The 20,192-nt window shown below is 71.2% G+C and carries 22 protein-coding genes; 11 read left to right on the forward strand and 11 right to left on the reverse strand.

Annotation, left to right across the window (positions count from 1 at the left end):
• Positions 1-2: 2 nt before the first annotated feature.
• Positions 3-1,286, reverse strand: coding sequence for a hypothetical protein (locus ACX114_RS35790; protein ID WP_459291859.1), 1,284 nt, complete (start codon positions 1,284-1,286; stop codon positions 3-5).
• 375 nt (positions 1,287-1,661) lie between these two features.
• Here ACX114_RS35790 and ACX114_RS35795 point away from each other — a divergent pair, with 375 nt between their 5' ends.
• The 4 genes from ACX114_RS35795 (at position 1,662) to nagZ (ending at position 7,248) form a co-directional block, all read left to right on the forward strand.
• The gene (locus ACX114_RS35795) at positions 1,662-2,690 is read left to right on the forward strand and encodes an AAA family ATPase (protein ID WP_459291861.1); all 1,029 of its coding nucleotides are present in this window, start codon (positions 1,662-1,664) and stop codon (positions 2,688-2,690) included.
• Between the two features lie 13 nt (positions 2,691-2,703).
• Positions 2,704-3,585: a DUF58 domain-containing protein gene (locus tag ACX114_RS35800; protein ID WP_459291863.1), complete on the forward strand. Its 882-nt coding sequence runs from the start codon at positions 2,704-2,706 to the stop codon at positions 3,583-3,585.
• Positions 3,582-5,681 carry a BatA domain-containing protein gene (locus ACX114_RS35805; protein WP_459291869.1) on the forward strand — a complete coding sequence of 700 codons (2,100 nt, stop codon included), beginning with the start codon at positions 3,582-3,584 and terminating at the stop codon, positions 5,679-5,681. The genes ACX114_RS35800 and ACX114_RS35805 overlap by 4 nt, the downstream gene beginning before the upstream one ends.
• A 502-nt stretch (positions 5,682-6,183) precedes the next feature.
• A complete protein-coding gene (gene nagZ / locus ACX114_RS35810) occupies positions 6,184-7,248 on the forward strand; it encodes a beta-N-acetylhexosaminidase (protein WP_459300375.1) in 1,065 nt (354 codons plus the stop codon).
• Here the strand turns inward: nagZ and ACX114_RS35815 are convergent.
• The 4 genes from ACX114_RS35815 to ACX114_RS35830 all read right to left on the reverse strand — a co-directional run bounded on the left by ACX114_RS35815 (position 7,245) and on the right by ACX114_RS35830 (position 9,696).
• Entirely contained in the window at positions 7,245-7,625 is a 381-nt protein-coding gene (locus ACX114_RS35815; RefSeq protein ID WP_459291871.1) for a hypothetical protein, read from the reverse strand. The genes nagZ and ACX114_RS35815 overlap by 4 nt on opposite strands.
• A 136-nt stretch (positions 7,626-7,761) precedes the next feature.
• Positions 7,762-8,283, reverse strand: a complete 522-nt coding sequence (locus ACX114_RS35820; protein ID WP_459291873.1) for a hypothetical protein — start codon at positions 8,281-8,283, stop codon at positions 7,762-7,764.
• A 229-nt stretch (positions 8,284-8,512) separates the two neighbouring features.
• A complete protein-coding gene (bcp, locus tag ACX114_RS35825; protein ID WP_459291875.1) occupies positions 8,513-9,139 on the reverse strand; it encodes a thioredoxin-dependent thiol peroxidase in 627 nt (208 codons plus the stop codon).
• Between the two features lie 59 nt (positions 9,140-9,198).
• Positions 9,199-9,696 (reverse strand): hypothetical protein, encoded by a 498-nt coding sequence (locus tag ACX114_RS35830; protein ID WP_459291877.1) that lies wholly within the window; start codon positions 9,694-9,696, stop codon positions 9,199-9,201.
• 57 nt (positions 9,697-9,753) lie between these two features.
• On the opposite strand from ACX114_RS35830, the gene ACX114_RS35835 reads away from it, so the two are divergent.
• A complete protein-coding gene (locus tag ACX114_RS35835) occupies positions 9,754-10,395 on the forward strand; it encodes a hypothetical protein (protein WP_120549386.1) in 642 nt (213 codons plus the stop codon).
• 36 nt (positions 10,396-10,431) lie between these two features.
• Here ACX114_RS35835 and ACX114_RS35840 read toward each other — a convergent pair whose 3' ends face one another.
• Positions 10,432-11,754 carry a response regulator gene (locus ACX114_RS35840; protein WP_459291879.1) on the reverse strand — a complete coding sequence of 441 codons (1,323 nt, stop codon included), beginning with the start codon at positions 11,752-11,754 and terminating at the stop codon, positions 10,432-10,434.
• Positions 11,755-11,879: 125 nt separating this feature from the next.
• Here ACX114_RS35840 and ACX114_RS35845 point away from each other — a divergent pair, with 125 nt between their 5' ends.
• Genes ACX114_RS35845 through ACX114_RS35855 form a run of 3 tightly spaced genes read left to right on the forward strand, consistent with a single transcriptional unit; the run spans position 11,880 to position 13,935 of the window.
• Entirely contained in the window at positions 11,880-12,212 is a 333-nt protein-coding gene (locus tag ACX114_RS35845) for an MXAN_6627.5 family MYXO-CTERM protein (protein WP_459291881.1), read from the forward strand.
• Between the two features lie 40 nt (positions 12,213-12,252).
• A complete protein-coding gene (locus ACX114_RS35850) occupies positions 12,253-13,293 on the forward strand; it encodes a class I SAM-dependent methyltransferase (protein ID WP_459291883.1) in 1,041 nt (346 codons plus the stop codon).
• Between the two features lie 51 nt (positions 13,294-13,344).
• Positions 13,345-13,935: a Uma2 family endonuclease gene (locus tag ACX114_RS35855; RefSeq protein WP_459291885.1), complete on the forward strand. Its 591-nt coding sequence runs from the start codon at positions 13,345-13,347 to the stop codon at positions 13,933-13,935.
• Here ACX114_RS35855 and ACX114_RS35860 read toward each other — a convergent pair.
• The 5 genes from ACX114_RS35860 to pdxR are packed head-to-tail and all read right to left on the reverse strand — an operon-like array spanning position 13,932 to position 18,605.
• Positions 13,932-14,858, reverse strand: coding sequence for a tetratricopeptide repeat protein (locus ACX114_RS35860; RefSeq protein ID WP_459291887.1), 927 nt, complete (start codon positions 14,856-14,858; stop codon positions 13,932-13,934). The genes ACX114_RS35855 and ACX114_RS35860 overlap by 4 nt on opposite strands.
• Positions 14,845-15,930: an MBL fold metallo-hydrolase gene (locus ACX114_RS35865; RefSeq protein WP_459291889.1), complete on the reverse strand. Its 1,086-nt coding sequence runs from the start codon at positions 15,928-15,930 to the stop codon at positions 14,845-14,847. Before ACX114_RS35865 ends, ACX114_RS35860 begins: the two co-directional genes overlap by 14 nt.
• Positions 15,903-16,478, reverse strand: a complete 576-nt coding sequence (locus ACX114_RS35870; RefSeq protein ID WP_459291891.1) for a hypothetical protein — start codon at positions 16,476-16,478, stop codon at positions 15,903-15,905. Before ACX114_RS35870 ends, ACX114_RS35865 begins: the two co-directional genes overlap by 28 nt.
• A gap of 37 nt (positions 16,479-16,515) precedes the next feature.
• Positions 16,516-16,983: an SRPBCC family protein gene (locus tag ACX114_RS35875; protein ID WP_459291893.1), complete on the reverse strand. Its 468-nt coding sequence runs from the start codon at positions 16,981-16,983 to the stop codon at positions 16,516-16,518.
• 32 nt (positions 16,984-17,015) lie between these two features.
• Positions 17,016-18,605: a MocR-like pyridoxine biosynthesis transcription factor PdxR gene (gene pdxR, locus ACX114_RS35880; protein WP_459291895.1), complete on the reverse strand. Its 1,590-nt coding sequence runs from the start codon at positions 18,603-18,605 to the stop codon at positions 17,016-17,018.
• Positions 18,606-18,696: 91 nt separating this feature from the next.
• Here pdxR and ACX114_RS35885 point away from each other — a divergent pair, with 91 nt between their 5' ends.
• From ACX114_RS35885 to ACX114_RS35895, 3 genes are read left to right on the forward strand one after another with little or no spacing between them, the layout of a single operon-like run.
• Positions 18,697-19,410: an NIPSNAP family protein gene (locus ACX114_RS35885; protein ID WP_459291897.1), complete on the forward strand. Its 714-nt coding sequence runs from the start codon at positions 18,697-18,699 to the stop codon at positions 19,408-19,410.
• 13 nt (positions 19,411-19,423) lie between these two features.
• Positions 19,424-19,912 carry a hypothetical protein gene (locus ACX114_RS35890; protein WP_459291899.1) on the forward strand — a complete coding sequence of 163 codons (489 nt, stop codon included), beginning with the start codon at positions 19,424-19,426 and terminating at the stop codon, positions 19,910-19,912.
• 49 nt (positions 19,913-19,961) lie between these two features.
• Positions 19,962-20,186: a hypothetical protein gene (locus ACX114_RS35895; protein ID WP_459291901.1), complete on the forward strand. Its 225-nt coding sequence runs from the start codon at positions 19,962-19,964 to the stop codon at positions 20,184-20,186.
• The last annotated feature ends 6 nt before the right edge of the window (positions 20,187-20,192 follow it).

Raw genomic sequence — 20,192 nt, forward strand, 5'->3', positions numbered from 1 at the left:
GTTCAGGGCGTCACGAGCCGCAGGAACGCATCCTGGTTCCAGGTGTTCCCCGCGCCGTCGCGCTGCCAGCCGGACACCACCAGCCCGGACTCCGGCGCCGCCACCAGCGTGGTCGTCGCCAGCGAGCACGTGCCACTCTCGCACGACTCCGGCGCCAGCGACTTCGTGCCCAGCAGCGCGCCGTCCGCCGCGTAGCGCGTGACCGTGTTGCCGCACGCCGTGGCCACCGGGCCCGAGGGCTCCACCGCCGCCACCGTGCCCACGGACGTCGCGCCGCACGTGGGCTGCTTCACCCAGCGCTCCTGCCCATCGGCCGTCGCCGTCAGCACGAACGGACCGCCCTCATCCAGCGCCACGCTGTTCCACACCAGCAGGCCCACCGCCTCGCCGGCCACCGCCACCGTGCCGTCCGCGCCCACCGACACGGAGCCCACGCGCCCGTTCACGCCCGGCACCTCGCGGCCCCAGGCCAGCGCTCCATCCGCGCCGAACGCCAGCACCACGAAGCCGCCCGTGCCCTGCGCGTCGAACGTGCGCCCGTCCACCGTCACCGGGCCCACCAGCCGCCCGGCCACCACCGGCGTGCCCGTCCCCGAAAGCGCCACGGCCGACAGGAGCGTGCCCTCCTTCGCGCCGTCGAACGTCTTCGTCCAGGCCACCGTGCCGTCCGCCGCGTAGCGCACCAACTGCGGCGTGTGGGCCTCCGGCGTCCACTCCTCGCCGAGGGCCACGACGCCGCCCGCCGCGTCCGCCGCCACCGCGTAGACCTTCTGGCCCACGCGGCGCTGCCACTCGGGCTCACCGGCCTGCGTGAACTTCACCAGGAAGCCGTCCTGCGCCTCGCCCAGCCCGAAGTCCGCCGAGTACAGGAACGCGTTGCCGGACAGGAACACCGCGCCGTCACTTCCCGTGGAGCCCGCCACGCGCAGGTCCGACAGGCGGTTGCGCTCGAACTCCTTCGCCCACTGCTTCGTCCCGTCCGCCGAATAGCGCGACAGCGTCAGCACCAGCCGCTCGCCGTCCACCTGCTCGCGGTCCTCATCCGAGCGCGGCGTGCCGGACGTCACCCACAGCACATCTCCGCCCTTGCCCACCGCCAGCCCCGCGCCCGTGTCGTCCTGCGGACCGCCCTGCGTGAGGGACCAGGGGCTCGCCGCCGGGGCCGCGGGCTTGGGCGCCTCCGCCGCGGGGGCCTGCGTGGGAGCCTGGGTCCCAGGCGAGGGAGCGGCCGCCTCAGGGGCCGGCGCGGGGACCGGGGTGCCCTGGGCTTCCGCACTGGCGGTCACATCGCCAGTTTCCTCCGCCGAAGCACCACCACAGGCAGTGCTTCCCAGCCCGAGGAGTCCCGCGCCCAGAAGTGCCCACCCGCCCCAGATGACTCGCCGTGCTGAACGCATGCCGTGCTCCCATGCCTGCCCTGCCCCATCGCAGGTGCCTTGGGAACGTAAGCAGTGTGTCCACGGTCCGGCATTCCCCCCTGTCCAGGGGGCATCGAGACAGGCCGGGGGGCAGGCACGGGGCCAGGCGCGGGGCCGGGCGGACCCGTAGGCGTTCCCAGAGGAATACCGGAGCCCTGGAACGGTTGGCACCCCACGCTCGGGGCCCCAGGGCGACGGAAACCGTTGGTCCGCCCCCGCCGCGCCGATTAAGAGAACCCTTCCATGGAAAGCGCCGCCCCCGCCCCTCTTCCCCCGTCCGACGCCACCCCCGAGGACCTGCGCGCCGTCGAGGAGCTTGCCCAGGCCCGCAACGCCATCGTCGAGCAGATTGAAAAGCGCGTCGTCGGCCAGCGGGACGTGGTGGAGCACCTGCTGATTTCGCTCTTCAGCCGCGGCCACTGCCTCTTCGTGGGCGTGCCGGACCTGGCGAAGACGCTGCTCATCTCCACGCTGGCGGACGTGCTCAACCTGTCCTTCAACCGCATCCAGTTCACGCCGGACCTGATGCCGTCGGACATCACCGGCACGGACATCCTGGAAGAGGACAAGACCACCGGCCGCCGCGCCTTCCGCTTCATGCAGGGCCCGCTGTTCGCGAACATCATCCTCGCGGACGAGGTGAACCGCACGCCGCCCAAGACGCAGGCCGCGCTCCTCCAGGCCATGCAGGAGTACCGCGTCACCGCCGGCGGCCGCACGTACCCGCTGGAGCTGCCCTTCCTCGTCTTCGCGACGCAGAACCCCATCGAGCAGGAGGGCACCTATCCCCTCCCCGAGGCGCAGCTGGACCGCTTCATGTTCCTGGTGGACGTGGGCTACCCCACCGCCGAGGAGGAGGTGCAGATCGTCAAGAGCACCACCGCCGGCGCGCCGCCGAAGCTGGAGAAGATCCTCTCCCCCGAGCGCATCCTCGCCCTCCAGGAGCTGGTGCGCCGCGTGCCGGTGCCGGACCACGTGGTGCGCTACGCGGTGGAGCTGGTGCGCCACACGCGTCCCAAGGAGCCCGGCGCGCCGGACTTCGTGGCGAAGAACGTGGGTTGGGGCGCGGGTCCTCGCGCGAGCCAGTACCTGGTGCTCGCGGCCAAGGCGCGCGCCATCCTCAACGGCCGCTTCGTGGCCACGGTGGAGGACGTGCGGGCGCTGGCGAGGCCCGTGCTGCGCCACCGCGTGCTGCCCAACTTCACCGCGGAGAGCGACGGCATCACGTCCGTGAAGCTCATCGACCAGCTCCTCACGGTGGTGAAGGGCTAGGGACCTCCATCCCATGTCGCTGCTCGACGCCCAGACGCTGTCCCGCCTCCAGGGCGTGAAGCTGCGCGCCCGCGCCGTGATGGAGGGCGTGCTGTCCGGCCTCCACAAGAGCCCCCATCAGGGCCAGAGCGTGGAGTTCGCCGAGCACAAGGAGTACGCGCCCGGCGACGAGCTGCGCCACCTGGACTGGAAGGCCTACGGCAAGTTCGACAAGTACTACGTCAAGCGCTTCGAGCATGAGACGAACCTGCGCTCGGTGATGGTCGTGGATGCGTCCGCGTCCATGGGCTACCAGAGCGGCGCGATGTCCAAGCTGGAGGTGGCCAAGACGCTCGCGGGCGCGCTCAGCTACCTGCTCGTGCGCCAGCAGGACGCGGCGGGCCTGGCCGTCATGGTGGGCGGCGCGTTCAAGGACGTGCCGCCCCGCGCCTCCGCCGGTCACCTCAACGTGCTGCTGGACACGCTGGAGCACACGGAAGCGAAGGGCCCCACGGACCTGGGCAGCGCGGCGGATCACCTCGCGGAGGTGCTGCCCCGGCGCTCCACGGTCATCGTGCTGTCGGACCTGTTGGATGAGCGGCAGGAGTCGCTCAAGCGCATCCTGGCTCTGCGGCAGCGCAAGAACGACGTGGCGGTGTTCCACCTGGTGGACCCGGCGGAGCTGACGTTCCCCTTCGACGACCCCACGCTCTTCCTGGACATGGAGGGCGAGGGCCGCATCGAGGTGAACCCGCGCGAAATCAAGCAGAGCTACCTGGAGGAATTCGGCGCGTTCCTCGCGGACGTGAAGGCGAAGTGCGCCGAGGCCGACGTGGACTACGAGCTGGTGCGCACGGACGAGCGGCTGGATGAAGTGCTGCTGCGCTTCCTGGGACGCCGAGGGAGGCGCCGGTGACGTTCGGCAACCCGTGGTTCCTGCTGGGCGCGCTGGGTGCGCTCATCCCCGTGCTGGTGCACCTGTTCGACCGGCGCCGGCCGAGGGCGCATCCGTTCGGGCCGCTCGCGTTCGTGCTGCGCAGCCAGAAGCGCACGGCGAGCCGGCTGAAGCTGAAGCGGCTGCTCCTGTACGCGCTGCGCACGCTCATCCTGCTGGCGATTCCCATTGCGCTGGCGCGGCCGGAGTTCACCCGCGACGCGCAGGCGGCCACGGTGACGCGCGGTCCGGCGGCGACGGCGGTCATCCTGGACGCGTCGCTGTCCATGCGCTGGTCGGACGGCACGTCGAACTTCGAGAAGGGCCGTGACGAGGCGCGCGACGCGCTCAAGGACCTGCTGCCGGAGGAGCCCGCCACGGTGATGGTGTGCACGGGCACGCCGGAAGCGCCGCCGCCGCCGGGCTTCGACCGGGCACGGCTGCGCGCGATGGTGGACGAGGCGAAGCCCACGTACGGCACGGCGGACCTGTCGCGCTGCCTGGACATGGCCGCTCGGTCGCTGGAGGAGAACCCGATGCCGGGCAAGCGCCTGGTGGTGGTCTCCGACATGACGGGCTCCGGCTTCCGGCTGGAAGCGCCGCCGCCCACGGTGAAGGGGCCCACGGGCGCCATGGTGAAGCCGGAGGTCGTGCTGCGCGACGTGGCGTCCGGACGCGAGTCGCTGGACAACCACGCGCTGGTGGACCTGCGGGTGGAGCCCGCGCTCCAGGCGGGGCCGCGCGCGTACCAGTTCACGTTCACGGTGCGGAACTTCGGCACGAAGCCGGCCAAGGACCTGGAGGCCGCGGTGCGCGTGGGCGAGTCCACGCTGGCCAAGGGCTTCGTGGACGTGCCCGCGGGCGGCACGACGCAGAAGACGCTGACGGTGCGCTTCCCGCAGGGCGGCACGGTGGTGGGCCAGGTGACGCTCGCGCCGGACGCGCTGGCGGAGGATGACCGGCGCGCCTTCGTGCTGCCGGTGCCGCGCGGATTGAAGGCGTTGGTGGTGAACGGCTCGCCGCACGCGACGCGCTACCGGGACGAGGCCTTCTTCGTGGACGCGGCGCTCACGTCGCCGGGCTCGCCGGTGGACGTGGTGGTGCGCGACGCGGAGGTGGGGCTGCGCGAGGACTTCAGCGCGTACGACCTGGTGCTGCTGCTCAACACGACGGCGCCGTCGGAGGACGAAGCACAGAAGCTGGCGGCCTTCGTGGAGAACGGCGGCGGACTCTTCGTGAGCGTGGGCGACCACGTGAACCCGGAGGCGTACAACTCACGGCTGGGCAAGCTCCTGCCGCGCCCCCTGCGCCTGGTGCGCACGAGCGCCGAGCGCGAGGATCCGGACGCGGAGACGAAGACGGCGAAGCTGGCGCAGGTGAAGGTGGACCATCCGCTGTTCGCGCCCTTCACGGGCCGCGCGGAGGAGGGGCTCATCGGGGCGCGCTTCTACAAGTACATGCTGCTGGAGGCGGACAGCCCGTCCGCGCCGGGCACCAGCCAGGTGCTGGCCACGTACGAGGACGGGGCGCCCGCGGTAGCGGTGGCGCGCCGGGGCAAGGGGCGCGTGGCGCTGTTCACCAGCACGGTGGACCGAGACTGGAGCGACTTCGCCATCCGCACGAGCTTCCTGCCGCTGATGCAGCGCTTCGCCGCGTACCTCACGGGCTCGCTGGAGGAGCGCGAGGAGGTGCGCGTGCGCGTGGGCGAGACCGTGACGCTGCGCCCGGAGGGCACGCAGAAGGTGGCGGGAGTGCGCGCGCCGGATGGCAGCGAATTGCCGGTGAAGGCGCAGCCGGACGGGTCTTTCGTGGCGGGGCCCACGGTGGAGCCGGGAGTGCACGCGGTCCTGGGCGCGGATGGGAAGCCCGTGGCCGCGCTGGACTTCGCCGCCACGCTGGACCCGGCGGAGAGCGACCTGACGCGCGTGCCGCCGGACACGCTGACGGCCTACTTCGGCGAGGACACGGTGAAGGCCTCCACGGGGGACGCGGACAAGCCCGCGGTGCCGCTGTGGACGTGGCTCATCCTGGCCGCGTGCCTGGCGTTCTTCTTCGAAGGCACCCTGCTCCGGAAGTAGCCCTGCCCGCCCCGGCGGAGCCTCAGCAAAACCTGTCCGACTGTCGGACAGGTTTCCGCAGCTCGGGGCGGACGGCCCTCAACCACGGTCTTCATACCTGTCCGACTGTCGGACTGGTTTTCGCCGCCCGGCTGGACTGGAGCCCCTTCCCGGCCACGCCTCCTCAAAACCTGTCCGACTGTCGGACTGGTTTTCGCCGCCCGGCTGCGGCGGGGACCTCTCCGGCCACGGCGTTCAAACCTGTCCGACAGGTTTCCGCCGCTCGGCGGGAGCGACAGCCCCGGATACGGGTTTCAAACCTGTCCGACTGTCGGACAGGTTTGGACGGGGCTCCGTTGGCGGGGGGCCCAACCTGGAAGTTTGAGGGCAGGCCTGCACCGTGCCCTGACAGGCAGCCGACGCTCGGCATGCGCTCGCAGTGCCCCATGGGCGGCGGGCTCTGCCACACTGCGTGGCCGTGAGCCCTGCTTCCGCCCTGTACCGCGACTGTGCCCGCCTCTTCATGGTGGGCTTCCCTGGCACCCGCATCGACGCCGACCTCGCGGCGCTGATGGACGACGGCATCTACGGCGCCATCCTCTTCAAGCGCAACGTGGGCACCGCGGCGGAGACCGCGGCGCTGTGCCGTGACATCAAGACGCGCGCGGGCCGGCCCTTCATCCTCTCCGTGGACCAGGAGGGCGGCCGGGTGGCACGCCTTCGCGGTGAGCCCTTCACCGCCCTGCCCCCCATGCGCGAGCTGGGACAGCGCGGCGACGAAGCCCTGGCCGAGCGCGTGGGCCGGCTGCTCGCGCACGAGCTGCGCGCCGTGGGCTTCGACTGGGACTTCGCCCCCGTGCTCGACGTGGACACCAACCCGGCCAACCCCGTGATTGGCGACCGCAGCTTCAGCCGTGACCCGGTGGAGGTGGGCCGGCTGGGCGTGGCGCTCGCCAGGGGCCTGGAGGCCGGTGGCGTCGCGTCCTGCGGGAAGCACTTCCCCGGCCACGGCGACACGACGACGGACAGCCACCTCACCCTGCCAAAGCTGCCGCACGACCTGGAGCGCCTGCGCCGCGTGGAGCTGGTGCCGTTCCAAGCCTTCGCGAAGGCAAAGCTCGCGTCGCTGATGACGGCGCACGTGCTGTTCGACGCGCTGGAGCAGGGCGTCCCGGCCACCATGAGCCACCGCGCGCTGCATGACCTGCTCCGCAAGGAGCTGGGCTTCGACGGCGTGCTCGTCAGCGACGACCTGGAGATGAAGGCCATCGCGGACCACTACTCCGTGGCGGAGGCCGCGGTGCAAGGCACGCTCGCGGGCGTGGACCTGTTCCTCGTGTGCCACAAGGCGGACGTGCAGCGCACCGCCATCGAAGCGCTGGTGAAGGCGGTGGAGTCCGGCCGCGTCCCGCGCGAGCGCATCACCGAGGCGCACCGCCGCCTGGACGCGCTCGCCGCCCGCTTCGCGCACCCCGCCGAGGACCGGCTCGCCACGCTGGGCGACGCGGAGCACCGCTCGCTGGCCCAGGGCCTCGCCAGTGCCTTCACCGGCAAGGACCCCACGGAGGTCATGCTCGCGTCGCGTTAGTGGGTGGCGTGCCTGGAGCCCGGATCCGACCCCTGCCCCATGGGCCCCTGAAAGCGGTCCGCGCCGCCCCGGTCCCCGGGCACCGGCTCCTGGGGCGTGGTGAAGCCAGGAGCGCCAATCTGGTTCTGCTGGCCCATGTGGGCTCCGGCTCCGGCGGGCTCGGGCTTCGCCGGTGACCCCTTCGCGTCCGTGGGCGTGGTCGCACCCGAGCCACCCGTTCCCGGCGGCGCGGGCTGCTGCGTGTTGGCGACGCCCTCGTAGGGGCCTCCCGTGCGCGGCATCGTGGGCTTGTCGCGGTTGCAGCCGGGGCCGACCAGCGCGGCCGTCGCGGCGCACACCGCCACCAGCGTCCAGTAATGAAGTCTCTTTGAGTGCATGGCCTGCTCCCTCCAGAAGCCGTCATGGCCTCGACAGAAGGAGTGGCCACCCCGATGCCCGGCCGGGAGTGGCGGGACCTGGGTCCGGACGCCCGCTGGCACGCTGGCCGGCGGGCATCCCTGGACCTGCGTCCAACTACCGGTTCTGCAGGTAGACGGGCGGGCTGACGTAGGTGTACGGCACTTCGAAGCCGCGCGTGCCCTCGTTCGCGGTGGAGACGTTCCAGCCGCCCAGCCCCTGGGCCGCGGGCGAATAGGCCGCCCCGCCGAGCACGCCGTAGCGGTGCGCCATCATGCCGCCCGCGTCGTCCGACTTGGAGTTGTTGGACTTGCCCGCCTTGGCCGGCGTGCGCGGGTCGATGCTGGAGCCGATCTTCTCGATGGTGGAGTTGTAGCCCCGGTCCACCGTCAGCACGTGGGCGGGCAGCTTCGCGGCCGCGTCACCGTGGTGCGCATCCGCGGGGTTCTCGTGGCCCTGCTGCTCGGCCACGTTGTAGACGGCCTCCGGCTGCGTCCCACGCTGCGCGAAGGCATTGCCCCGCGACTCATCCGGCTGCTTGCCGCCCGTCTCCGGCAGCCCGCCACAGGCCGTGCCCAAGAGCACGCCCGCCGCCAGCGCCGCCGCTCCCATCCACCGCTGAATGCCTCGCTCGCGCATGTTCATCGTCTCCGCCATCCCCGAGGAATGGTCATGCCGTCCTCGCCCACCACCGGGCATCCACCCGAGGGCAGGCCCTGCCGGCCGCCCGCTGTCCGGCCCGAGGGCCGACAGGGCTTCATCGTGAACGGCCAGCCCCGCTCGGGAAGAGAGGAGCCAGCCACGGGCGCAGGCATACACGGTCCCGGCCTCCCTGTCCCGCCAGGAGTGCACCGGCGCCCACCCCGCTTCAGGCGCGAGCACCCCTGCGGGCCGCGCCCTTCGCCGCCGGGGCCTTCTTCGCCGCCGGTTTCTTGACAGTCTCGGGCTTCGCCTCGGCCGCCGGGGCCTTCTTCGCCGCCGGAGCCTTCGCCGGAGCCTTCTTGGGAGCCGGAGCCGCGTCGGAGGACGACCCGCCCTGGAGCGTGGCCAGGACCTCCGCGACGTGCCCGGCCACCTTCACCTTGGGCCACACGCGGACGACCTTCGCGTCCGGGCCGATGAGGAAGGTCGCGCGGATGAGGCCCATGAACTTGCGGCCATAGAGGGACTTCTCCCCCCACACGCCGTACGCGTCCGCCAGCGCGTGGTCCGGGTCCGCCAGGAGCGAGAACGGCAGCCCCTGTTTCGTGGCGAACTTCTGGTGGGACGCGACGCTGTCCGGCGACACGCCCAGCACCACCGCGCCGGCCTTCACCAGCGCGGAGTGCTCGTCACGGAAGTCACACGCCTCCGTGGTGCAGCCGGGGGTCGCGTCCTTCGGATAGAAGTAGAGGACGACGTGCCGCCCCTTGAACTGCGAGAGGGAGACGGTGGCGCCGCTCTGGTCGGGGAGCGAGAAGCCGGGGGCCTTGTCACCTGCTTGGGGCATGGGCATGCGTCGGCTCCATACCCAGACCCCGGGGGCTTCTCAACTCCACGCGTGCGTCAGCGACGTCAGTGCGCGCCCTCGCCCGCCGGATGGACCTCTTCGCCCGGCGGGTGGTCGTGGGCCTCCAGCTTGACCAGGTCCGCCTGGCAGTTCTCCAGCACCTTGCGCAGCATGTTGCGCGTCGCGTCCGTGTGGGCCTCGCCCATCTTCTTCGCGAGCGACTCGCACGCGGCGCGCTTGGCCTCCACGTCGCTGGCGCCCTTGCCCGTCGCACCGGGCCGGGCCAGGGGGCGCGGCGGAACCTTCTCCTGGGCGGCCTTCAGCGCGGCCAGGCGCTTGTCGGCCTCCGGACGGGCCTTGGAGTCCTTGGGGACGGCCTCGAACTGGGCGGCGACCTCCGCCCACGCCGGGTCCTGGGCGGCGAGGTTCTTGTTGATCAGCTCCTGGTAGCGATCCTCGGCCTTCTTCAACTGCTCCGGACCGGGGTCGTTGGAGCAGCCCGAGAGCGCGAGCAGACCCGCGAGCAGCAGCGCGGCGGAAGTTCGGGGATGGGCAATGCGCATGGTGTGGGACGTCCTCCTGCTGGCCACAGGGTTAAACCACGGCTAGGGTGCGCCGTCGTGGCTCCCATCCTGCTCGCCTTCCTGCTCGGCCTGACCCAAGGCATGCTCCATGCCCTGGGGCCGGACCACTGCGCCGCCATGGCCACGCTCGGCACCCTGGGCGGCGGCCGGCGCCGCGTCGCCCTCATGACGGCGCTGCGCTTCGCCCTGGGCCACGCGGCCATGCTGGGCGGCATCGCGGCGGTGTGTCTCTTCGCGGGCGTGGGCCTGTCGGAGACCTTCGAGCGGTGGGCCGAGGTGTTCGGTGGCGCGGTGCTGGTGGCGCTGGCCGTCACTGCCCTGCTCTTCCCGCACAGCCTGGACCACGGCCACCCGCACCTGCCCGGCCACGACCGCGAGCCGCACGAGCACGTGCACACCGTGAGCACCGCCGCCGGAGCCTTCATGGCCGTCAGCGGCGTGCGGTCGCTGCTCATCGCGCTGCCCCCGCTGCTGGTGGGCGGAAGCATGAGCCTGTCGGCGTGGACGTACCTGCCCGGCTTCGCGCTGGGTATCCTCATCGGCATGGGCGCCGTGGGCCTGCTGTTCGCGGAAGGCCTGTCGCGCGCCAACGCGCGCATCAGCCTGTGGATCCAGCGCGGCGTGGCGCTGGGCTCCGGCGCGCTGGGCCTGTTCTGGATCGGCTCGCGGCTCGTCTGAGAGAGCCGAGAGCGAGCCGCGCGGCACCGCGAGCGCTTATGAGCGCTTGTCCAGGATGCCCAGCGCCATCATCGACACCAGGAAGCCGTAGACGACGTGCTCCGGGCGGTTGGCGAACGCGAGCAGCTCCGCCACCACGCGGTTGCCGTCAATCTTGGGCAGCAGCTCCGCCTCCCAGCGCTCCAGCTCCACCTCGTTGAGGCCGTAGGCGGGAGCGACGGCGGGGATGAGCCGGTCCTCGGGCTGGAGCAGGCGGCGCAGGCGCTCCGGCTTGTAGAGCTTCTTGATGCCCCGGACGATGAGGTTCGCCGGGTGCACGTCCAGCTTGATGGACTCCGAGGAGGCCTTCTCCTTGAAGCTCATCACATACGTGCCCTCCTCCCAGGAGAAGACCGAGTAGATGATGGCCTTCACCTGCTGGCCCACGTAGTACAGCCGCTCGGTGTCCTTGAGCAGGCCGCGCTCCACCAGCACGTCACCGGTGCGCCGGTGGCTCTGCGCGGCGACGGCGGACGCGTCCTGGAGCTGCTCGGGTTTGATCTTCCCCACGCGCACCAGGAACTGCCCGAAGCGGTCCGCCAGCAGGTTGGAGAGCGCGAACACCGGGGTGCCGTTCTCGAAGTAGACGACCTTCTTCACCTTGCCGCGCTGCACGCCCAGCTCGCCCGTCTCGCGCGACAGGTAGAAGGCGGTGAGCAGCGAGGGCAGGTTGTCCCTCAGCTCGCCCCGGCGGCTGCCCGGCGCGCCCGCGCCCACGGGCAGCGGATCCGGCGGACGGCCCGGCGTGGGGGGCCGCACCTGGGTGGTGGGCACCTTCTGCATGGGCGTGGCGGTGAGGTTGGCGCCGCGGATTTCGGCCGTGAGGTTGCCGCCGCCGGTGACCTTGATGCGGCCGGTCAGCTCCATGGCGTCCTGCGGGCCCTCCTCCTCCACGTCGATGTCCAGCTCCACCTCGAAGGCGTCCTGCATGGAGGCGGCGGGGACCTTCTTCTCCGCGGGCAGGACCTTGGCCACCGCCTCCAGCAGCTTCTGGGCCTCGAAGGGTTTCTCGAAGTAGCCGGCGGCCTGGTACTTCTGGCGCGCCTCGGTGGCGTGCTTGCCGCCCTTGAAGACGCCGGTGATGAAGAGCAGCGGCAGCTGGGGGTTGTCCTTCCGCAGCGTGTCCGCCAGGTGGTAGCCCATCATGTCCGGCAGCAGGATGTCCAAGACAGCACAGCCGGGGGGCTGGGCGCGGGCGGCCTCGATGGCCTGCTTGCCACGGCTGGCGCCCACCACCTCGTACCCGGCGTCCTCGAACAGCTGCGTGAGGAGGGAGAGGAGCTCCTGGTTGTCGTCCACGACGAGGATTCGAGGCGCCATCGCGGGGGGACCGTAGCAGATTCGGGCGCCGGGGCGGCCAGCGTTTCCAGGGAACCCCGGAAGGCCGCCCGCTTCAGAGGATGGATGCAAGCGCCCCGCTGGGGCGTTAGGGTGTCGCCCGCCTCATGCCCTCCCTCTTCTCCCGCATCCCCCCGGCAGGGCTCCTGGCCGGGCTGCTCCTGTTCTCCCCCCTGACGGTCCTGGCCCAGGAGGGCCCGCAGCAGGACGCGGGCCAGCCGGACGATCCGAACTCCCCGGAAGGGGATGACAACACCGGCCGCGTGCCCACGGACTGCCGCAGCACCAGCGACTGCGCGCCGCGCTTCAGCTGCAACGCGGGCAAGTGCAAGTACACCGGCATCCGCCAGGCGGAGACGCAGGGCTGTCTGTTGGGTCCACAGGCGGCGCTGATGGTGCTGGGCGTGGCCGCCGTGGCAGGCTCGCGGCGCCGCCGGTAGCCGGCAGGCCCACTCCCCCCACTCCAAGGAGCGACGCGCGATGCGGCTGGGCCTGAAGGCAAGCAACCTCCTGGAGCGGGTGGCGGACTTCCTCAACCTGGCGCCGCAGCCCCTGGCGCACGCCTTCTTCGGGATGATGGCGTCGCGGACGCTGATGGCCGGGGCCCGGCTGGGCGTCTACGCGGCGCTGGCGGACGGCGCGGCGACGGCGGAGGCGCTGGCGGCGCGGCTCAAGACGAGCACGGAAGGGATGCGAGCGCTCCTGGAAGCGCTCATCGCCTGCGAGGTGGTGGAGCTGAACCGGGGCCGCTTCCGGCTGGCGCCCCGGGCGCGGCGGTGGTTGGACCCGCGCTCGCCGCAGTCCATCAATGCGTTCCTGGAGTTCAACTACGCGCAGTGGGACTGGTGGGGGCAGCTGGAGACCGCGGTGAAGAGCGGGCAGTCGGTGGACATCCACCAGTTCGCTCCGGACGACCCGCGCTGGCGCGACTATATCCAGGCCATGTACCAGTTGGCGCGGCTGGCCTCGCCGGAGGTGGCGGCGGCCATTCCCCTGCCCCGGGGCGCCAGGCACCTGCTGGACCTGGGCGGCGCGCATGGCTGGTACGCGGCGGAGCTGTGCCGGATGCACCGGGGGCTGAAGGCCACGGTGGTGGACCTGGAGGGCAGCGTGCGCGTGGGGCGGGACATCATCGCCCAGGCGGGGCTGTCTCACCGGGTGACGCACAAGGAAGGGGACGTGCTGCACGCGGAGCTGGGCGGGCCGTATGACGGCGTGCTGCTGTTCCAGGTGATGCACCACCTGACGCCCGCGCAGAACGTGGCGCTCCTCAGGCGCGTGCGAGGGGCCATGGTGTCCCGGGGCACGCTGGCGGTGCTGGAGTACCTGCGCGAGGAGCGGGAGACCGAGAGCACGTCCGCACCGCTCATCGGGTTGCACTACTTCCTCACGTCCGGAGCGGCGTCGTACACGCCCGCGGAGGTCGAGGGCTTCCTGGATGACGCGGGTTTCAAGGTGCAGAGCACGCGGCCCATCCGGCATCTGCCCTTGCAGACGTTGATCATCGCGCAGCCGGACTGACGACCCGGCGGTCTGCTTGTCAGACGGTGCTGCTAACCCCACACTTCGGGCATGGCCTATGGCGCGAAACCACTCGAAGGTCCGGCGACCTTCGCTGACATCGAGGCCCTGCCCGAGGGCGTGGTGGGCGAGATCATCGATGGAACGCTGTATACGCAGGCACGGCCGCGTGCCGCGCATGGACACTTCGAGTACAGGCTTCACCGTGAGCTGGATGACGCACTCCAGTTGAGCGGTGAAGAGATGCCGGACGGCTGGTGGATCATGACCGAGCCTGGCATCCGGGTCGGCGGATCTCCTGAGTTCAGTCCGGATCTCGCGGGCTGGCGGCGCGACCGGGTGCCCACCTTTCCCAAGGGGCAGTGGACGGACGTTCCCGACTGGGCGTGCGAAATCCTATCGCCGACCACGCGGGCCTACGACACGCGCATCAAGCGGCCGTTCTACTCACGCATCGGCATCAAGCACCTGTGGTTCGTGGACCTGGACGCGCGCACTCTCACCGTGAGCGAGTTGCGGGATGGCCTCTGGGTGGAGGTGGGCGTCTACGGCGAGGACGATGACCTCATCCGCGCTCCGCCCTTCGAGGAGCGGGACCTGCGGTTGGGCTGGCTCTGGAAGTCGCTTCCGCCTCCGGGCTAGCGCGGCTTCGGCTTCGCCAGGGGTGGAGGCTTCGGCCTGCGCGCGGCCCGCTCGCGCTCGAGTTGCAGCTCGCGTTCGACGACCTCGCGGTGGAACTTCGCGAAGCTCACGGGCTCCAGCAGACGCCGTCCCGGGTTCGGGCCCGCGTGTTCGAGGATGGCGTCGAGCGCGCCCAGCGCCTCCGGGAGGAACTCCTCCCGGAGCAACACGAGGGCGCGGCCCATGAGCGCGGTGGAAACCAGGGCGCGCATCCTCGGGTCCGTGTCCTCGCAGTAGCGCACGTCCACTTCGTCGAACGCCTCCAGCGCTTCGTCCACGTGCCCCAGCCCCTGGAGCGCGATGGCCCGCCCCAACATCGCCGACGCGGTCTGCTCCACCAGGAACGGCTCGGTGTTTCCGTCGTACTCCTTCAGCAGCGCCTCGGACTGGCTCAGCGCCTCCTCGAAGCGCAGCCCCTGGTTGTGGGCGGCGACCACCGCCGTTCGCGCCATCTCCACCGGGATGCGCAGGTCGGGCCGCTGCGCGAACGCCTTGAAGCGGCTCAGCATCCGCTCCAGCCAGTTGCTGCTCATGTCCTCCCGGTCCATCTCCAGGAGCACGCGGGCCCGGTACAGCATCCCCCACGCGACGCCCTCCCAGAGCTCCGGCCTGCGCGGGCTCCAGAAGCGGCGCTCCACCTCGTCGAAGTGGACCAGCGCCTCGTTGAACATCCCCTGCTCCGAGATGGCCGCGCCCCGGTGCCCCAACGCCCGCGCCACCTGGAGCTGGAGCGCCGGCACCTTCGACAGCGTGAAGCGCCGATACACCTCGTCGCAGAGCGGAATCGCCTCCTCCAACTCGCCCGCGCGGATGCACGCGCGCGCCCGGTCCATCTTCGCCTTCGCCTCCACCTCCGGAGGCACCGCGTCTTCAGCGTCCGGCATTGGCGCGCCCGTCAGTCCCCGGCGCCAGCGGCGGCACGTCCCGGCCCTCGCCGAAGCCGAGCGCCCAGAAGCGCGGCCGCACCTCCTCCTTCAAGAGGAGCCGCAACAGCAGGTACTTCGCCTCGTCCTGGCCGTCCCACGCCATGGGGAAGGTGCCGTAGTGCATCGCCACGGACGTTCCCGAGCGCAGCACGTGGTGCGCCTTCAGCGCGTCCTCCGGCCCCATGTGCACCGGGTGCAGGACGCGCGGACGGAAGGCGCCAATGGGCAGCACCGACAGGCGCATGGGCCCGAAGCGCTCCGAGATGCGGTCGAAGTGCGGCCCCAACCCCGTGTCACCCGCGAAGAGCACCGGACCTCCGGACGTCTCCAGCACGTAGCCCGCCCACAGCGTCTCCTCCTGGTCCGTCAGCCCCCGGTTCGAGCGGTGCTGCGCGGGCACCGCCCATACCTTCAATCCCGGGGGCCCACTCTTCGCGGACTGCCACCAGTCCAGCTCCTCCACGCGCTGGAAGCCCTCGTCCAGGAGCAGCTCGCGGTTGCCCAGGCCCACGAGGAAGAGCGGGTGGTGCGCGGCCTCCAGTTGCCGCAGCGTGGGCAGGTCCATGTGGTCGTAGTGGTTGTGGCTCACCACCACGATGTCGATGGGCGGCAGGTCCTCGAAGCGGATGCCCGGGGGCCGCACGCGCTTGGGGCCCACGAAGGACACGGGGCTCGCCCGCTCCGAATAGATGGGGTCCGTCAGCACGTTCACCCCGTCCGCCTGGAGCAGCACCGTGGCGTGGCCGATGAACGTCACGCGCAGCTCGCCCGGGTCCACGCGCTCCGGCGGCTTCGGGCCGGCGGGCTCGTCCGCGTAGTCGCGCCAGGGGCCGCGCTTCTCCTCCATCACGGCGGATATCAGCGTGAGCGGGGACAGCTTCGGCGCGTCGCCGATGTTCTGGAACGACTCGCCGTCGAAGTGGTCCGTCACCGGGCCGCGGTGCACGGTGCCGGCGAAACAGCCGGTGAAGAGCGACAGGGCCAGCACGGGCCACAGCCGCGTCACTTGATGACGATGGTCCAGTCGCATTCGAAGGGCTCTCCGTCGAGGGTGGGCAGCACGTAACGCGAAGCCTGGATGCTGGCGAGCGCCTGCGCCAGCAGGTCCGGGGGCAGCGTCGCTTCCCGCACCTCGCATTGCTGGGGCACGCCGCCCTGCACCAGCCGGCACGTCACGCGCACGTGGTGCTTGCGGCCCTCGCGCCAGTGCTCGAAGGCCTCCTGGAACACCGGGTCATCTGGCGGGCCGCCGCGCACGCGCCGGGGCTCCTTCACGTGCTGGGACAGCCAGGAGCAGGCGTCCTTCACCTGCCCGTCACAGGCCTTGCCCATCAGGGACAACGCGCGCAGCCGCTCGGGGCCCTTCGCGTTCGTGGCCAGCAGCGTGAGTGCCTGGTCGAAGCACTGCTTCGCCGTGCGCACCGTGCAGGCTTCCGTGGAGACCGGAGGCGTGCCCGCGGCGAAGGCGCCCATGGGCGCGGGGCGCATCAGGTCCTCCGCCACGCGCGCGGGGTCACTGCGCCGCTGCCCGCATGCGGACAGCAGCACCAGCGAGAGGAGGAGGGAACGCCAGGTCATGGTGCCATCGTAGACGGCTCGCGCCCGGGAAGGGACGTCAGGCCAACTGGATGGTGGCTGGGGCCTCGTAGAACCAGGTGTCCAGCGCCCCCAGCATCTTGGACCAGCCCTTCTCGGTGCTGTCCTTCCACTTCTCGCCGTCCGGGCCCATCTCGTGGGTCAGGGTGAGGACGCAGTCCTCCCCCTCGGGAACGATGTCCACCGTCACCCGGTCGTAGTCCGGCGAGTACTTCGGCACCGCGAAGGTGAACACCAGCCGGCGCGGCCGCTCGACCTCCAGGTACTCGCCCTCATGCGCCACCGCTTCGCCGTCGCGCAGGTCCGAGAGGCAGAACCGGCCGCCCACCCGCGCATTGATCTCCGCGCGCACCAGCGGCTTCTCGGGCGCCGTGACGAAGAGCCAGCAGCGGGCCTTCCCGGGATGGGTCCAGGCACTGAAGACCTGTTCGGCGGAGGCCTTGAAGCGGTGCGTGACGGTCAGCTTCACGGGGCGGTCGTCGCTCATCGGGGAGGTCCTTTCGGGTGGGGTTGAGAGGTTCAAAGGTCGTGGCGGCGCGCGGCTTCGATTGCCCGTGCCAGGGCGCGTGTCCCGGTGCGCATGTCGTCCGGGCGCACGCCACCAAAGCCGAAGACGAGGCCGGACTCGCGGCGGCGGCCGAGGAAGTAGCCAGACAGGGCGGCGACCTCCACGCCCTTCCGGGCGGCTTCATCGCGGACACCCAGGTCGGACAGGGGGGCGGCCAGGGACGCGCAGACCTGCATCCCGGTGTCGCAGGGCCGGGGCGTCAGCACGTCCGGGCAGTCGGCGCGCAGGGCTTCGAGCAGGGCTTCACCGCGCTCGCGATAGGCCGCGCGCATCCTGCGCAGGTGACGGGCGAAGTGCCCCTCCGCGAGGAACGCGGCGAGCGCGGCCTGCTCCAGCGTGGAGGCGGGCGCGGGCGCGGTGGCGCGCGAGGCGGTGAAGACCTCCACGAGCGAGGGTGGCACCACGAGGAAGCCCAGGCGCAGGCCGGGGAACATCGACTTGCTGAACGTGCCCACGTAGACCACGCAGCCGGCGTCATCGAGCCCCTGGAGCGCGGTGAGCGGACGGCCGCGGTGACGGAACTCGCTGTCGTAATCGTCCTCGATGATCAGCGAGCGGGTGCGTTCGGCCCACTGGAGCAGCGCCATCCGCCGCGCCAGGCTCAGCGTGACGCCCAGCGGGTATTGGTGCGAAGGCGCCACCAGCGCGACCCGTGCCCGAGGCGCACGAGTCAGGCCCGCGCCCACGTCGAGCCCATCTCCATCCACGGGGATGGGCACCGGACGTCCTCCCGCGGAGAGCACGGCGCGCCGGACGCCGGGGTAGCCAGGGTCCTCCACCCAGACGGAGTCCCCCGGGTTCAGCGCGAGCCGGAGCACTTCATCGAAGGCCTGCTGGGTGCCCGCCGTGATGAAGACCTGCGCCGGAGAGCAGCGCACGCCACGAGACACGGACACATGGGTGGCGATGGCGTCACGCAATGGTGCGATGCCCGCAGGGTCCCCCCCGTCGAGCAACCCCGTGCTCGCGCGAGCATGAACGCGAGACACCGTGCGGGCCCAGAGCGCGGTGGGGAACAGGTCCAGCGCGGGAACACCGGGCCGGAACGCGCGAGGCGCGGCCCCGAGGCGCGGAGCACCGACCGGCGTGGACCTCAGCGCCTGCGCGGACGCAGCAAGCCGAGGCCCCCGCGAAGCACTTCGCCCCCGCTCCCCGAAGCCAGAAGCGCGTGTGGCGGCGAGCCGGGAACCCGGGTCCCGCGCATCGGAGCTCGGCCCGCGTGTGGCAGCAGCGAGCCCGGGTTCACGGCTCCGGTCTCCGGCGAGGATGGGCAACTCGGGCGCGACGCGCGTGCAGGAGCCCGCCTGGGCGACGAGGTAGCCCTCCGCCGTGAGCGCGTCCAGCGCTTGGAGGACGGTGCTGCGGGCCACGTCCAGCTCGGTGGCGAGCTGACGGGAGGAAGGAAGCCGCAGGCCGGGTGCCAGTGCCCCCGCGAGGATGCGCGCGCGGATGCCCTCGAAGAGCTGCTCATGGAGCGGCGTGGGGCTCCGTGAGTCGAGCCGCAGGATGAGCGATGACGCGACGCCGATGGAGGTCTTCAACTGGTATGGCCGGTTCTGACGGAAGTGGTCTTCATGACCCTACCAGTTCCCTGGCAAGGATGGCCTCCGCACTCGCACCCCGGAAGCCCTCATGCCGTCCTCTTGCTGCTCGGTCCTCGAACTGCGCCAGTACACGCTGCATCCCGGCCAGCGGGACGTCCTCATCTCGCTCTTCGAGCGGACCTTCATCGAGTCGCAGGAAGCCACCGGCATGCACCTCATCGGTCAGTTCCGCGACGAGGACCGTCCGGACCGGTTCGTCTGGCTGCGAGGCTTCCGCGACATGGCCTCACGGCGCGAAGCGCTGAGCGCGTTCTACGGCGGCCCGGTGTGGAAGGAGCACCGCAACGCGGCGAACGCGACCATGCAGGACTCCGACAACGTCCTGCTCCTGCGACCCATCCAGGGCCTCGCGCATCCGGGCACACCCCGCGCTTCTCCAGGCACGGAGACACGCCCCCCAGCACGGGTGGAGGTGACGCTCTGCCACCTGAAGGCCCCCGCCGCCGAGGCACTCACGGCCAGCTTCGACCACCACGTGCGCCCGGTGCTCACGGAGCTGGGAGCACCGCCCCAAGGGCTGTTCCAGACCGAGTCCGCGGAGAACACCTTCCCTGCCCTGCCCGTGCGCACGGGCGAGCACGTCTTCGCCTGGCTCACCGTGTTCCCGGACACGGCACACCACCGCGAGCACCTTCGCCGCCGAGCCGCCACGAAGGGTTGGGCGGAGCCGCTCCAACCGTGGCTGAGCGCACCCATCGAACACCTGACGCTGTCCCCCACCGCGCGCTCCGAGCTGCGCTGAAAGGATTTGCCCCATGAAGCCCCTTCCCCCCTTGCCCACGGGCGACGTGCACGACTTCGACTTCCTCATGGGCGAATGGACGTGCGTGAACCGGAAGCTCAAGCAGCGGCTGACGGGCAGCAACGACTGGGATGTCTTCACGTCCAGGATGCGCTGCCAGCCCCACCTGGGCGGGCTCTCCAACGTCGAGGAGACCGTCTTCGAGCGGGGCTTCTCCGGCATGGCCCTGCGCCTGTTCGACGCGAGGGAGCGCCGCTGGTCCATCCACTGGATCGACAGTCGCCACGCGGTGCTCCAGCCCCCCGTGCACGGAGGCTTCACCGGAGACCACGGCCGCTTCTACGGAGAGGACACCGAAGGAGGCCGCCCGGTCCAGGTCGTCTTCCACTGGACGCGCCTGGGCAACGACCGGGCCCGGTGGGAACAGGCCTTCTCCCTCGACGGAGAGACCTGGGAGACCAACTGGGTGATGGAATTCACCCGCGCGACGGCCAACGGCTGAACGCCTCCGTGGCTGGATTTCCCACCAGGACGTCCGCTTGAATGCGCTCATGACCCGACTGCTCGCCGTCGTCTCATTGTTCACCCTGGCTGGCTGCTCCTACGTGGGAGTGGGCGCGACGCCCAGGAGCCCGTTCTCGCCCCAGCCCATTGTCTCCAGCCCGGTGGCCATCCAGGTGGGCAAGTCGGAGCCCGAACCTCTTGAAGCACCCAAGGCGGAGGAGGAGAAGCCCTCCACCGCCGAAGCCTCCGACGCTCCCGGCGCGACGCAGTAGCAGCTC

Source organism: Corallococcus sp. M7 (genome assembly GCF_054512695.1).

What these genes read in the sequence shown, in the direction of transcription:
- ACX114_RS35815 (WP_459291871.1), bottom strand. Translation starts at nt 7,625, where the DNA reads ATGCACTCAAAGAGACTTCATTACTGGACGCTGGTGGCGGTGTGCGCC.
- ACX114_RS35845 (WP_459291881.1), top strand. Translation starts at nt 11,880, where the DNA reads ATGCCCTCCCTCTTCTCCCGCATCCCCCCGGCAGGGCTCCTGGCCGGG.
- ACX114_RS35870 (WP_459291891.1), bottom strand. Translation starts at nt 16,478, where the DNA reads ATGACCTGGCGTTCCCTCCTCCTCTCGCTGGTGCTGCTGTCCGCATGC.
- nagZ (WP_459300375.1), top strand. Translation starts at nt 6,184, where the DNA reads ATGGTGGGCTTCCCTGGCACCCGCATCGACGCCGACCTCGCGGCGCTG.
- ACX114_RS35860 (WP_459291887.1), bottom strand. Translation starts at nt 14,858, where the DNA reads ATGCCGGACGCTGAAGACGCGGTGCCTCCGGAGGTGGAGGCGAAGGCG.
- ACX114_RS35840 (WP_459291879.1), bottom strand. Translation starts at nt 11,754, where the DNA reads ATGGCGCCTCGAATCCTCGTCGTGGACGACAACCAGGAGCTCCTCTCC.
- ACX114_RS35885 (WP_459291897.1), top strand. Translation starts at nt 18,697, where the DNA reads ATGCCGTCCTCTTGCTGCTCGGTCCTCGAACTGCGCCAGTACACGCTG.
- ACX114_RS35865 (WP_459291889.1), bottom strand. Translation starts at nt 15,930, where the DNA reads ATGCGACTGGACCATCGTCATCAAGTGACGCGGCTGTGGCCCGTGCTG.
- ACX114_RS35850 (WP_459291883.1), top strand. Translation starts at nt 12,253, where the DNA reads ATGCGGCTGGGCCTGAAGGCAAGCAACCTCCTGGAGCGGGTGGCGGAC.
- ACX114_RS35795 (WP_459291861.1), top strand. Translation starts at nt 1,662, where the DNA reads ATGGAAAGCGCCGCCCCCGCCCCTCTTCCCCCGTCCGACGCCACCCCC.
- bcp (WP_459291875.1), bottom strand. Translation starts at nt 9,139, where the DNA reads ATGCCCATGCCCCAAGCAGGTGACAAGGCCCCCGGCTTCTCGCTCCCC.
- ACX114_RS35875 (WP_459291893.1), bottom strand. Translation starts at nt 16,983, where the DNA reads ATGAGCGACGACCGCCCCGTGAAGCTGACCGTCACGCACCGCTTCAAG.
- ACX114_RS35800 (WP_459291863.1), top strand. Translation starts at nt 2,704, where the DNA reads ATGTCGCTGCTCGACGCCCAGACGCTGTCCCGCCTCCAGGGCGTGAAG.
- ACX114_RS35855 (WP_459291885.1), top strand. Translation starts at nt 13,345, where the DNA reads ATGGCCTATGGCGCGAAACCACTCGAAGGTCCGGCGACCTTCGCTGAC.
- ACX114_RS35830 (WP_459291877.1), bottom strand. Translation starts at nt 9,696, where the DNA reads ATGCGCATTGCCCATCCCCGAACTTCCGCCGCGCTGCTGCTCGCGGGT.
- ACX114_RS35890 (WP_459291899.1), top strand. Translation starts at nt 19,424, where the DNA reads ATGAAGCCCCTTCCCCCCTTGCCCACGGGCGACGTGCACGACTTCGAC.
- ACX114_RS35895 (WP_459291901.1), top strand. Translation starts at nt 19,962, where the DNA reads ATGACCCGACTGCTCGCCGTCGTCTCATTGTTCACCCTGGCTGGCTGC.
- ACX114_RS35820 (WP_459291873.1), bottom strand. Translation starts at nt 8,283, where the DNA reads ATGCGCGAGCGAGGCATTCAGCGGTGGATGGGAGCGGCGGCGCTGGCG.